At 60.6% G+C, this 11,591-nt stretch carries 13 protein-coding genes; 9 read left to right on the forward strand and 4 right to left on the reverse strand.

Features of this window, described 5'->3' with window-relative positions; genetic code table 11:
- Positions 1–161: 161 nt before the first annotated feature.
- The 9 genes from csx10 to NW809_RS07025 are packed head-to-tail and all read left to right on the forward strand — an operon-like array spanning position 162 to position 7,563.
- Positions 162–1,385: a CRISPR-associated RAMP protein Csx10 gene (gene csx10, locus NW809_RS06985; protein WP_414401793.1), complete on the forward strand. Its 1,224-nt coding sequence runs from the start codon at positions 162–164 to the stop codon at positions 1,383–1,385.
- Complete coding sequence (locus NW809_RS06990; protein WP_414401794.1) at positions 1,382–1,822, forward strand: hypothetical protein; 441 nt, start codon at positions 1,382–1,384, stop codon at positions 1,820–1,822. Before csx10 ends, NW809_RS06990 begins: the two co-directional genes overlap by 4 nt.
- 3 nt (positions 1,823–1,825) lie before the next feature.
- The gene (locus NW809_RS06995; protein WP_414329367.1) at positions 1,826–2,473 is read left to right on the forward strand and encodes a hypothetical protein; all 648 of its coding nucleotides are present in this window, start codon (positions 1,826–1,828) and stop codon (positions 2,471–2,473) included.
- Between the two features lie 19 nt (positions 2,474–2,492).
- On the forward strand, positions 2,493–3,335 hold the full coding sequence (gene csx7, locus NW809_RS07000) for a CRISPR-associated RAMP protein Csx7 (protein WP_011429765.1): 843 nt from the start codon (positions 2,493–2,495) through the stop codon (positions 3,333–3,335).
- 54 nt (positions 3,336–3,389) lie between these two features.
- Positions 3,390–4,370, forward strand: a complete 981-nt coding sequence (locus tag NW809_RS07005; RefSeq protein WP_414401795.1) for an RAMP superfamily CRISPR-associated protein — start codon at positions 3,390–3,392, stop codon at positions 4,368–4,370.
- A complete protein-coding gene (locus NW809_RS07010) occupies positions 4,367–4,843 on the forward strand; it encodes a hypothetical protein (RefSeq protein ID WP_414401796.1) in 477 nt (158 codons plus the stop codon). The genes NW809_RS07005 and NW809_RS07010 overlap by 4 nt, the downstream gene beginning before the upstream one ends.
- Positions 4,840–5,886, forward strand: a complete 1,047-nt coding sequence (locus NW809_RS07015) for an RAMP superfamily CRISPR-associated protein (RefSeq protein WP_414401797.1) — start codon at positions 4,840–4,842, stop codon at positions 5,884–5,886. The genes NW809_RS07010 and NW809_RS07015 overlap by 4 nt, the downstream gene beginning before the upstream one ends.
- 10 nt (positions 5,887–5,896) lie before the next feature.
- A complete protein-coding gene (locus tag NW809_RS07020) occupies positions 5,897–6,613 on the forward strand; it encodes a hypothetical protein (RefSeq protein ID WP_414401798.1) in 717 nt (238 codons plus the stop codon).
- Between the two features lie 53 nt (positions 6,614–6,666).
- Positions 6,667–7,563 carry a putative CRISPR-associated protein gene (locus NW809_RS07025; RefSeq protein WP_414401799.1) on the forward strand — a complete coding sequence of 299 codons (897 nt, stop codon included), beginning with the start codon at positions 6,667–6,669 and terminating at the stop codon, positions 7,561–7,563.
- On the opposite strand, the gene NW809_RS07030 is transcribed toward NW809_RS07025, so the two are convergent.
- The 4 genes from NW809_RS07030 to NW809_RS07045 all read right to left on the reverse strand — a co-directional run bounded on the left by NW809_RS07030 (position 7,560) and on the right by NW809_RS07045 (position 11,230).
- Positions 7,560–9,038 carry a hypothetical protein gene (locus NW809_RS07030; protein WP_414401800.1) on the reverse strand — a complete coding sequence of 493 codons (1,479 nt, stop codon included), beginning with the start codon at positions 9,036–9,038 and terminating at the stop codon, positions 7,560–7,562. The two genes, NW809_RS07025 and NW809_RS07030, sit on opposite strands and share 4 nt — an antisense overlap.
- A 93-nt stretch (positions 9,039–9,131) precedes the next feature.
- Positions 9,132–9,827: an alpha/beta hydrolase gene (locus NW809_RS07035; protein ID WP_414401801.1), complete on the reverse strand. Its 696-nt coding sequence runs from the start codon at positions 9,825–9,827 to the stop codon at positions 9,132–9,134.
- A gap of 31 nt (positions 9,828–9,858) precedes the next feature.
- Complete coding sequence (hemF, locus tag NW809_RS07040; RefSeq protein ID WP_414401802.1) at positions 9,859–10,872, reverse strand: oxygen-dependent coproporphyrinogen oxidase; 1,014 nt, start codon at positions 10,870–10,872, stop codon at positions 9,859–9,861.
- Positions 10,873–10,987: 115 nt separating this feature from the next.
- Entirely contained in the window at positions 10,988–11,230 is a 243-nt protein-coding gene (locus NW809_RS07045; protein WP_414395204.1) for a Ycf34 family protein, read from the reverse strand.
- Between the last annotated feature and the right edge of the window lie 361 nt (positions 11,231–11,591).

An 11,591-nucleotide genomic window follows, 5' to 3' on the forward strand; every position in this document is an offset into this window, starting at 1 on the left:
CCCTGGGGCAAGGCCCTGCTGCGGGTGGCCCTGCACCACATTGGGGCGCTGGGAGGCAGCAAATCTGCAGGCTTGGGTTGGTTGCACTGGGATCCCCAGTCTCTAGCTGCCCTGCAGCCGAATGACGCAGATTGGGCCTTTTTGGCCGGAGGAGGGAGCTGATGGAGGCCATTGAACTCACGCTCACTGCCGAGTCTCCCCTGGCCATCGGTCGGCAAAAGCCGGGCGGCTCCATCAGCGAGGCCCAGGACTTCATTCCCGGCAGCGTGATCCGGGGGGCCTTGGCCGACCTCCTGCTCCGCCAAAGCCGGCACCGCCCCGGCGAGGCCCTGACAGGAGATCTGGCCGCCCTGTTCACGGAGGCCCGTGCGGCGGTGTTTACCCATGCTTATCCGGGATCCGGCAGCCGGGTTTTGCCGGCCACGGCCTTTAGCTCCAAAAACAACCCCGGCTTCCGCTCAGAGGCGGGCAAAACGGGGGTGTTCGACACACTGCTGGATCGCTTCTGCTCGCAGCGGCTGGGGATCCCCTTTGATCCGGCAGAGCCGGATGGCTCCGGGGGCAGGGTGGAGACCTTCGGCGGCTTTTACAGCCAGGAGGAGGGATCCCGCTACCGAAGGGTGGCCGTGTCCAAGCGCCTGCTCACGCGGGTGGGGATCAACCGCCGCCGCGCCACCGCCGCCGACCAGATCCTCTACAGCCTGGAGGTGATCAACGAGGGCCGGGCCGGGCGAGATGGGAGCTTGCAGCCTTCCCTCTTCAGCGGCCACATCTATCTGCAGGATCGCGAGCTGGCGGCAGCCCTCGCCGGCTACCTCAACACCCACGCCCGCCGCTTGTCCTTGGGAGGGGGGGTGTCGCGGGGGCTGGGCCGGGTCAGCCTTGCCGCTCGACACCTGAGGGCCCCGAAGCCCTCCCTGGCTGAGCGGGTGGCAGCCTTTAACCAAAAGCTGCGGCAGCGCTGGCAACAATGGCAGGTGTTTGGGGATCCCTGGCAGCCCTTGCCGCCGGAGCGGCAGTACTTCTCCATCGGGCTGCAGTCGGGGGCCATCCTCAAGGAGCGCTGGCAACGCACCACGGTGCTCACGCCGCCGATGCTCCAGGAGGAGGCCAACTGCGAGGACGGATCCCTGGTCTTGGAGCTGGCCTGTAGCAGCTACGCCTATGTTTCCGGCTGGAACGCCGCCTGGGGGCTTTTTAAAGATGTAGAGCTGGTTACAACCCAGGGCAGCGTCTTCCTGCTGAGCACCACGCAACTGGAGCGTTGGATCCCGATTTTGGCGGAGATGGAATACTGGGGGATTGGCGAACGCACTGCTGAAGGATTCGGCCAAATCGAAGTTTGCAGTCCGTTCCATCATCATTTCTGGGAGAACCCGCTATGACCTTCGCCACCAGCGAGATCACATCGGAACAAGAGCTCAAGATCCAACGGCGAATCCGGCTGGCCGAAGATGATCTGGTCGCCAGAATTCAAGCCGCCTTGGATAACTTCAGAGGTCTCAACAGATTGGAAGAGGCCCAATATCGCAACCTATTGCACGTGGCAACTTCCACCGAAAGCTCAGAGGTGATCAAGAACTTTTTGCGCTACCAGGTGGGGCGCGATGACAAGTGGGGGCGGGGCAAAGACTCTTTGGCAGAAGCCATCATCAAAGACATCGACAACTGGATTCATCAAAGGGCTATAGCCATCGCCAGGGAAGCCGGAATTGAAAGAGCATCCCCCAAAGTCAACGAGATCAAAATTGACTTGATTCGGCGCTACCTGGGCTATGGGGCCCGCTACCTCAAGTACAAGCGAGAGGGAGGAGGATCCTAGACCGTGACCTACAGCAGTTTTACCCTTGAGAGAGCCATTTCGACCTTTCAGCTCAGGTCAAGAATCATCCATGGCCTGTTTGCAGAGGTTCCACCGACTGAGTGCTCCGATTACTTGAAAATAACCCTAGATCGCTATCTCGGCTTGGCCACCTCGGTCAACAGCGAAAAAGCCCGCTCCGAGTTTATCATCGCCCCTGTGCTGGGAGAGGTGAAGTACCTATGTCGGGATCAAATCTCGCTGTTTTCCGGCAAGGAATTCAACGTGGATCCCGAGAGGGGGTTGGTGGGCCTATGCGACTACATCATTTGCCTATCCCCTCTCCAACTCTACATTCAAGATCCGGTGGTGATTATCGTTGAGGCCAAAAAAGAAGACTTGATCGGGGGTCTGGGCCAGTGCGTTGCCGGTATGGTGGGGGCACAGGTCTTTAACAAGAACTCCAATTCTCAAGTAGACAGTGTCTATGGAGCAGTAACCTCAGGAACCAACTGGCGATTTGCAAAACTCGAGGGTGACCAACTCTTTATCGATGACAGGGAGTACTTTATCTCAGAAATTGCTCAGATCCTAGGGATCCTCTTGAGTTTTATTAAGGGCTCCGTCTCGCTTCGGGAATGGCAAACCTCTGCAGTACAAGCCTTAACTTGAGCAGCCATTTGAGGGAACAATGTTCGACGTTTTCAAAAACCGCTTGGAGATCACCGGCACGCTCACCACCGTGACCGCCCTGCACATCGGGGTGGGCCGCTCCACCGAGCCCATCGGCTCCGATTTGCCGGTTCTCAAGGACGCGCTGGGCCGCCCGCTCATCCCTGGTTCCAGCCTCAAGGGGGCGCTGCGCTCCCGCCTGGAGAGTTTTTTGCGCGGCATCGATCCGGCGCTGGCCAGGGATCCCAGCGAGTTGACCGGCAGCGAGCAAGTCCGGGTGGTCAACCAAATTAAGAACACCTACAAAGACGACGACGCAACCCTGACGCAAAAGCTGATCGAGGCCACCGACTGGGTCTCGCAGGTGTTTGGATCCCCTTGGCTGGCGGGCAAGGTGCAGATTCGCGATTTGCCCGTGGTGCGGGAAGCCTGGTTTGGCCAATACCAAGAGCGGGATGGTGTGGCCATCGATCGGGATACGGAGACGGCGGCAGAGGGCAAGCTCTACGACTTTCAAGTGGTGCCGGCCAACACCCCCTTTCAGTTCCACGCCGTTGTCGAAAATGCCGAAGCATGGGAGCTGGGCCTGCTGGCCATCGGCTTGCACCAATTGGAAACGGAGCAGATCCCCTTGGGAGGGGGGCGCTCCCGCGGCTTGGGGGTCGTCCGCCTGGAGATCGGGGCGGTCTATTGGTTTGACTCAGAAGGGGATCCGCGGCGGCTGCTGACCTATCTGCAAGAGCTGGTGGCCGGATCCCGGCAACCCCTTAGCCCGGAAGAGGCTGCCGCCTTGCGCCAAGACTGGGTGGAAGCCCTGGTTGCCAAACTAACCGCTGTCGCTCCCGTCGGCCCCCGCAGCTAGCGCAAGGGTTGGGCGAAAACCCTCTTGTTCCTCTTCAGTGAAGGATCCCAGGCCATGCACAAGCGCTACGTTAACCACTGCACCCTCTGCCTCACCCTCAAGCCAGATGGCCCTGTGCTCATCAAAGCTGGCAAACAAGGGGCAGATCCGACAAAGCCCGACATGGAGTTTGTGGAAACCTATCGCGGCGGCGGGCGGACAGTCTATTTTCCCGGCAGCTCCCTCAAAGGGGCCATTCGCGCCCACGCGGAGCGCATCGTCCGAACGGTGGGCGGCGACAGACGGCCTGAGGGGAACAAGTTGCAACTCTGGGCCAGCGATCCCCTCGACCAAAAGGCCAATCAATGGCTGGAAAAAATTGAAGAGCCCCACCAGGTTTACGCCCTTTCTTCCTTTACGGATCAGATGTTCGGCAACACAGCCATCGCCAGCCGGGTCCGCATCGAAGATGCCTATTCCAAGCCGGGAACCCCTCTGCGCCTGGAGGAACGTAATGGGGTGGCCATCGACCGCGTCTTCGGCTCAGTGGCGGTGGGGCTGGGGCCGTTCAGCTATCAAGTGTGCGTAGAGGGATCCTTTCAAACCAAGATCCACCTGAAAAACTTTACCCTGGCCCAACTGGGCCTGCTGGGGCTGGTGCTGCGGGATCTGGACGAAGGATGGTTTGGTATTGGCTTTGCCAAATCCCGCGGCATGGGCCGCGTTCGGGTGGAGTACGAGTGGGCGACGGTGGACTACCCGGTCTGCCTGGTGGAGGAGGGGAGCCAGGAGCTACGGCTGCTGGGATCCCAGCTTGCCTGGCCAAGGGGATCCCTGTTGGGGGCGGGCGAATTTTTAACCCCCGAAGAGGCAGGCAAATACGGCTTCCCCAAACCCGATTGCCAAGCGGTGCCGGTGGGAGCGGAGCCAATGCCTTTGGGATTTGGGGCGCGGCTGACCTGGGATCAGACGTCTGAGGCCAAGGTGGAGCACCTGCTGGCCGCCGCCGTTAAAAGTTGGGCCCAGCTCTTGCAAACGGAGACCAAAGCGGTATGAAACCAGCCTACGTAGCCTCCCACAAGGTTCCGGATCTGGCCGCCGGCGACAGCGGGACGGCGTCCTTGTTGTTCCAAGTTCTCTCGGCCTGTTTTGCCGCTGCCGAGGAAACCTACACCTTTTTGCGCTGGCCCCACCGCGTCAGCGGCATTCAGGCGGGGATCCCACCAGATCTGGTCTGTCAAGAGGGGCAGGTTTTCTGCCAACAACGGGAGTTGCGCTGGAAAAGCACCCCCCGCGGCTGGGATCTGCTGTATCTGGGGATCCAACCTCCTCCCGACTTCTTTGTGCCGCTGGCCGGGGAGTGGCAGTGGGAGGATCGCGAGGCCGACCTGTACGGATCCCAAAGCCTGGAAACCCGCTTTCCCCAAGGTCTTAGCTATCCGAGGCATCTCAAGCTGGGCCAGCGCTACTTTCGCGATGTACGCACCGCCCGCGTTCACTTTGTTGCTCTCATCCCGAGGTCAAGATGACTCCCCAAGGCCCCCGACCCTTGCCCGCCGGCAACCCAGCTCGGGGCAGAGGTGAGCCAGCCGTCGCTCGCAAACCCTACGAGCTGATCCCCTTTCCCCAACAGCCTCCCAAGCTGGAGCATCCCGCCGGCCACGCCAAGTTCCATCCCGACAAGTTGCACGGCACCCTCTTTCTCACCCTGACGGTGCAGACCGCCCTCCACATTTCCACCGGCCACCTGGCCTTGGGCAGCGACGTCGGCGTCAACGGGATCCCGGTGCTCAAAACCATGACCACCACCCCCGACGGGCGGCTCAAGATCCAGGGCAGCTCCCTCAAGGGGGCCATCCGGGCCATGTACGAGGCGATCACCAACAGCACCCTTGCAGTGATCACCAGCCGCTACAAAGATCGGATCCCACCAGAGCGGCAGCCCTGCCGCCAGAAGGAGCGGCTATGTCCTGCCAGCCGCGTTTTTGGCGCCCTCAACTGGCAGGGACTGGTGGAGTTCAGGGATGCCGTTGCCACCGGCATCGGCTCCGGCGGCGGATCCCTGCCCCCGCTGTACCGTCCCCGACCCGACCAGCGCAGAGCCTACTTTGAAAACGGCAAGGCGGTTGGGCGCAAGTTTTATTACACGCACCGCAGGGCTTTGCAGGGCCATCAAAAGGGGACACCCACCCAGCAGGCGGCGCAAAATACGGTTTTCAAAACCCAGATCCACTTCAAAAACCTCACCCCTGCCGAGCTGGGCACCTTGTTCACGGTTTTGGGTCAGGATCCCGCGCATCCGCTGCTGCTGAAGGTGGGGGGCGGCAAGCCTGTAGGACTGGGATCCCTGCAGGTCACCCTGGACAAGATCGAGCAGCCCCGCAACCTGAAAGAGCGCTATAGCCGCTACGATCCCCCACAAGCCGATACCCTAGAAGGAGAAGCCCTCAAAGCCTTTGTGCAAAAGCAGATCCAAGCTGCCCAGGGCTACATCCTGCCCGATCAGCTTCGGCAGTTGGCCGCCATCCTGAGCCCCACCCATCTGCGCGAACCGCCCACCACCGCCTACTGAGGGTGCTCCGATGCTGTCAGACCCCGTCGATCTCAGCCCCCAATCTTGGGATCTCGCCCACGGCATCGCCATGACTTTGGCGAAGGAAGAGGTGGATGTCAACGAATTGAGCAAGTGCTTCGCCTACCTCCGCTCGGTGGTCCATCTCCCCGACGCGGGATCCCGTTTCTTCCGATTCACCGGCGAGCTGGTGCGAGAAACTGGCCTCCACCGCAGCAACGAAACCCCACGCTACTACCGGCTCATCGACCAAACCTGTAAAAAGTACTTGCAATCTCTGCAGGATAGGCCGGCTGAGATGCTGCAGATCCTGGGCTGGGCCGCCCGCCTGGCCCGCTACTACAAAGATGGGGGAGTGCCGATCGGCGAGATCCCGTCCCCTCCCGATCCCAATGGCGGTCGTCCGACCCATTCCCGCGGCGGCGAGGCCAAGCCCCAGCCAGAGGCACTGCGGCCCAAAGAGCAAGCTGAACAAAAGCAGGCTCAGCCCCAAGTTGAAAATGCAGCAGCTTCTACCAAGGCCCGCTTCAAAATTGGGCAACACCTCAAGGCCAGCATCACGAATATCAAGGGCAACGAAGTTACCTTCCAAATCGTGAATACGAATATCAAGCTCACCCAAAAAGAGCCGAAACGGGCCGGATCCCTGACGGTGGGGCAAGAAGTGGAGGTAGAGGTACTCGACTTAAGGGAAGATGGCAGAGTTCGCAGAGTAAGGCTGCTCTGATTGCGAGAGGGGATGGAGCCCTTAAAAACTGCGAGAAAGTTAGGGGATAACTCATGCAGACCATCATCATGACGGTGGGCACCTCTTTGCTCACCAACCCGGACAAAAACCTGCAACCACAACGCCCTTGGGTCGGCCAAAAAACCATCGGGGATCCGGAACGGGCCTTGGCCTGGATGAAAAAGACAGATTTGGAACTAATCAGCGCCGAAACCAATACCTACTACCGGCTGGATCCCACTCCCCAGGATGCCTTGATTTTGCTTTACTCCGAAACCTCTGAAGGACTGGAGTGTGCCCAGATTTTGCAGCTCTTTTTTGAAGAAGCGCTGGGCCAACAACAGGTTTCGCTGGTGCCCCTCCCCGGCGTTAACTACGAGCTAGAGGGATCCTCCCTGGAGCGGATGGCCGAGCTGTTGCGCCAGTTGGCGGAAAGCGCTAAAGGGATCGTCACCTTCGCCGCCACCGGGGGCTTCAAAGCCCAGGCCATGATCATGGCCGTGGTGGGCAGTCAATTGGGGATCCCGGTCTGCTACATCCACGAGCAATATAAATCTCTGGTGTATTTACCTTACTTACAGCCGCAAGTCCAGCCGCGGATCCCGCGGGCGGCTCTCCCCGATTCCAGTCGAGATCGCTCCCAGGTCATCCAATTGCGGAGCGACAGCAGCCATCACCGTCCTCGCAGTTGGGTCAAGGTGGAAAAGCTCCTGCGCGACCTTCCCTGGGTAGATCTGGTTCGCTACGACTCAAACGCCTACGCTGCCCCCAAAAACGGCGTCAAAGCCGCCAACCGCAGAACCGAAGATGGTCGCCACATTTTGTGGGTTCATCTCCATGAGAGCCAGGACACCCATCTTGCGGTTCGGGTGGAGACCACCGGCTATACCCCCGACCACCTGGAGCAGGCTGCCGCCGAGTTGCGGGAGCGCCTCGGCCGTCTCCTTTAGCTTTTGCTCAACTGCTGGGCCACGAGTTGCACGATGGCCTGGGCCGCACCTGGACTGCCCCCTAGACGTTGCAATTCCCTCTGCATCTGCTGATGCCGCTCGGGATTAACCAACAGGGCTCGCATCTGTTCGGCCACCTGGGCTGGGCGCAAATGGCTTCGCAGCTCCGGCACCACCTCGTGTCCGGCCCAGATGTTTGGCCAAGCCAGGTGGCCCAACCACTGCAGGGCAATTCTGTTGATGAGGCGGGCTAGCCAGGTGCCCAGGCCAGGCAAGCGGGCCAACAGGCCAGGGATCCCGTCCCAGGCGCGCATCGCCTCCAGCTTGTTGGTGGGGATCGCCACCACCATGGGCACCCCCAGGTAGGCCAGCTCAGCGGTGTTGGCTCCAACCGTAGTCAGGCAGAGGTCGCAATTGGCTAGCACAGAATAGGCGGGGAAACGGGTCCACAGCTGTACCGTGGTGCCAAAGGGAGTGACGAAGTGGGAGCCTAGGTTGGTTTGCTCCAGGGTGGCGGAGGTGCCGTAGATGACGGCCATATCGGGGTTGAGCCTGGGATGGGCGTAAGCCGCCAGCGACTGAGGGGTCTGGCCAGGAGCCACTGGGATCACGAAGCGGACGTTGGGCAACAACTGGCGCAGCTCATCGGCCACCGCCAGCACCAGCGGCACCCCCAAGGAGAGCTTGGCCGGCTTGGAGCCGGGGAGCAGCCCCACCTGGTAGTGAGTGCGGTTGTGGTCGCCAAGACGTTGCCAGCCACGCGGCAGCAAGGCTTCGTCGGCAGAGGGGGGTTCCACCCTTTCCGGTGCCGTTTGCCCCGATTCCGGCTCCTCGATGGGATCGGGGAGGGGCTGGAGGAGGGTGGAAAAGCCTGCCGTCGATTTGGGAGCAGCGCTAGGAGTCGGCGGGGGAAGGGAGCGGCTGCTGAGCCAGCCGGGAAGAGGTATCCCCGGCAAGTAGACAGCACTGGCCACTCCATCGGCCATCAGATCCCCGACCACCTGCATCTTGGCAGCCCAGCGGTGGCCCAAGAGGCCTCCCCCGTCGTAGCGGCGTTTGATCTCCTCCGTCCGCATCGCAAAAACGTCTACCCAGGGTCGCCAGCGGGGCCGACGCTCCGCATACACCACCAGGCGGTAGCGCAGACGGCGGGCAATCCAGACAGCAAAAAACTGATCCCCCCCCAGAAACAGCACCACCCCCCGTTTGGCCCAGTCCCAAGCTTCTTCGGTTTGGCCAGTGAGCAAAAAAGCTAGAAAAAAATCGGGATCCTGAACCCGATCGACCTGGATAAATTCCTCCGCTATCTTCATCTCTTGCCCAGAAGCGTGCGGACAAGGAGAGAGGACCAGGGAAAGACGGGCCTGGGGCAGTTGCTGGCGCAACTCGAGGACAACTGGCCGCACCCAGGTGAGCAGCTCGCCGGGGCCGTTGGAGAGGATGAGAATGTCGTAGGGAGGCTGGCCGCCGTTCACTGAGACCCTTAGGGAGAGGGGGCAAGAACTTTGCCGCTATTGTATTTGCCTTCGGGCGCCAGGAGGCAACAGCTCCCAGACCTTGCCTAGGGTTCAACTCCGAGGAGGGTCGCAGTTTTGGTCCAACTGACTTTGCAACCACCCTTGGATATCCCGCAAACTTTCTGGGGAAACCTCGTGGCCCATTGCGTACTCGCGATAAGTAAAGCTCAAGGGCAGCAAGGCAAAGTAGTCGCGGATCTGGCGGCCAAAGGCCACCGGTAAAACGGTATCGGCAGTGCCGTGAACCACCAGGATCTTCAGATGCTGCATCCGGGCTGGCTCTACCGCCTCGGCCAGGATCTCTGGCGAAAGACGACCGCTTATTGCCACCACGCCGGCTAGCTTCTCAGGCTGGGTTAGAGCCAGATATAAGCTCATGATTGCCCCTTGGCTAAACCCCAGCAAATAGACCTGGGCCGGATCCAAGGAAATGTTGGCCATTCCCTGGGACAAAGCCTGATCCAGAAAGCAGCTTAAAAGCTCCCGGCTGCGGCGGGCTTGCTCGGGATCCCCCACCAGCCCTTCCGGCGTCCAGGCCATTTCAAACCAGGCAAAGCCACCTGCCCCCCAGGGAAGCGGCGCCCTTAGGCTAATCACCGCCAAGCGGGGATCCAAGTAAGGGGCCAACTGGAGGAGATCCCCCTCATGACTGCCGATCCCGTGCAGCATCACCAACACCGGCGCCTTGCCGGGCCCGGCGTGGCGGGGGGGTTGAAAGCGGTAGGCAAGGGGCAGAGGGGAAGACAACGCGATCCTCAAAAATTGAGACCAATACCGCCTAGGCCCAATCCCGAGGCTGGCGCAGCACTTCGTAGAGCTGGGCTTCCCAGCTATCGGGCGGCGGCTCGTAGCCGTATTCCCAGCGCACCAATGGCGGCAACGACATCAGGATCGACTCGGTACGACCTTGGGTCTGGAGACCAAAGACCGTGCCCCGGTCGTAGACGAGGTTAAACTCCACATAGCGCCCGCGCCGGTAGAGTTGGAACTGTCGCTCCCGTTCCCCCCATTCCATCCCCTGCCGCCGCTCTACAATCGGCACATAGGCGGGCAAGAACGCCTCGGCACAGGCTTGCACCAGCTCAAAGAGGTGTTCCCAACTGCGGGATCCCACCCGCACCTGGAGGGGCGGCGGCTCAGCGGCGAGCTGCTCGGGATCCGCTTCTGCCTCGCCCTCAGGACGGTAGAGCAGCCCAGGCCGGTCGTCTTGATAGTCAAAGAAAATGCCGCCCACGCCGCGGGCCTCGCCCCGATGGGGCAAGAAGAAGTAGCGGTCGCACCAGATCTTGAAAGCCGGGTAGTAGGCCGGATCCAGCCGGTCGCAGGCCGCCTTGGCAGTGCGGTGAAAATGGGCCGCATCCTCCTCAAACAGGTAGTAGGGGGTGAGATCCATGCCGCCGCCAAACCACCAAACCGGCCCCGCCTCAAAATAGCGGTAGTTGAGGTGAACCGTCGGCACGTAGGGGTTGCGGGGGTGCAACACCATCGAGGTGCCGGTGGCGTAGAAAGGATGCCCTGCTGCCTCTGGGCGCTGTTTGCAAATCGAAGGGGGCAGCTGGGAGCCAAATACCTCGGAAAAATTGACCCCTCCTTGCTCGAACACGCCTCCTTGCTGGATGACCCGCGAGCGACCGCCCCCCCCTCCAGGGCGTTCCCAGCTGTCTTCCCGAAACTTGGCTTTGCCGTCCAGAGCTTCCAGACGAGCACAGATCTCGTCCTGGAGATGCCGCATAAACTGGCTTACCCGTTGACAAGCATCCGTTGGTGGTGCTGTCGGGCTTGCGGTTAGCATCGTAGTCTTCCCAATCTCTCGAAATAAACGAACTAAGGCTTTTGCCTGCAGCAGACCTGAGTCTCAAGCCCCCAGGCGCGGAGAACCCTTTTGGCATCTAGGCCATCTCTAGATTTTAAGTGGGAACGACCTCGTGGGGGCGAAGCCTTGCCCACTTGTTCCGCTCCTCACGAAAGCTCTGGCAGGCCACCACATCCCATTCCATCTCAGTGCCGCCGTTGCGGATGTTGACGTTGATCTGGGGCCCTTGCGGCTCAAAATCTGGCGTCAGGGTGAGGTGGGGCTGTTGGTGCTGCGCTTCCACGGCGTGATAGGTGGTGCAGCGATCCACGTAGTAGCAGTGAATACAAATACACATGGCTGCTGCCTACCAGAAAGAGTCTGCGATCTCGACGATAGCATCCTGTCTTCGGGAAGACGGAGGATCCGGCTTGCTCAGCCGATTCTTGAGACATTTCTTAGGAAAGAGAGGCGTCTCCCCTTCTCTCGTCTAAAATCTCAAGATACTCATATCCACCCGTGAGGCTAAGGCTTGGTTCCCGGTCAGGATCAAGCCAGCCAGGCTATCCCGAGGAATTGCCATGAACACCCACACCCGCTACCGCTTTATCTGTACCCTCTCCTTTGGGGATATCTACGGCCAGATCATTGTTTGGCTAATCGTGATTTTTGCTGGCCTGGGCGCCGCCCTCTCTCTGATGAATAGCCCTCTCTACGCC

The sequence above is a fragment of the Synechococcus sp. WC101 genome (assembly GCF_047461555.1).
Taxonomy (GTDB): domain Bacteria; phylum Cyanobacteriota; class Cyanobacteriia; order Thermostichales; family Thermostichaceae; genus Thermostichus.

Coding starts and splice junctions, on each gene's coding strand:
- NW809_RS07015 (WP_414401797.1), top strand. CDS start 4,840: ATGACTCCCCAAGGCCCCCGACCCTTGCCCGCCGGCAACCCAGCTCGG.
- NW809_RS07025 (WP_414401799.1), top strand. CDS start 6,667: ATGCAGACCATCATCATGACGGTGGGCACCTCTTTGCTCACCAACCCG.
- NW809_RS07010 (WP_414401796.1), top strand. CDS start 4,367: ATGAAACCAGCCTACGTAGCCTCCCACAAGGTTCCGGATCTGGCCGCC.
- NW809_RS07005 (WP_414401795.1), top strand. CDS start 3,390: ATGCACAAGCGCTACGTTAACCACTGCACCCTCTGCCTCACCCTCAAG.
- csx7 (WP_011429765.1), top strand. CDS start 2,493: ATGTTCGACGTTTTCAAAAACCGCTTGGAGATCACCGGCACGCTCACC.
- NW809_RS07020 (WP_414401798.1), top strand. CDS start 5,897: ATGCTGTCAGACCCCGTCGATCTCAGCCCCCAATCTTGGGATCTCGCC.
- hemF (WP_414401802.1), bottom strand. CDS start 10,872: ATGCTAACCGCAAGCCCGACAGCACCACCAACGGATGCTTGTCAACGG.
- NW809_RS06990 (WP_414401794.1), top strand. CDS start 1,382: ATGACCTTCGCCACCAGCGAGATCACATCGGAACAAGAGCTCAAGATC.
- csx10 (WP_414401793.1), top strand. CDS start 162: ATGGAGGCCATTGAACTCACGCTCACTGCCGAGTCTCCCCTGGCCATC.
- NW809_RS07045 (WP_414395204.1), bottom strand. CDS start 11,230: ATGTGTATTTGTATTCACTGCTACTACGTGGATCGCTGCACCACCTAT.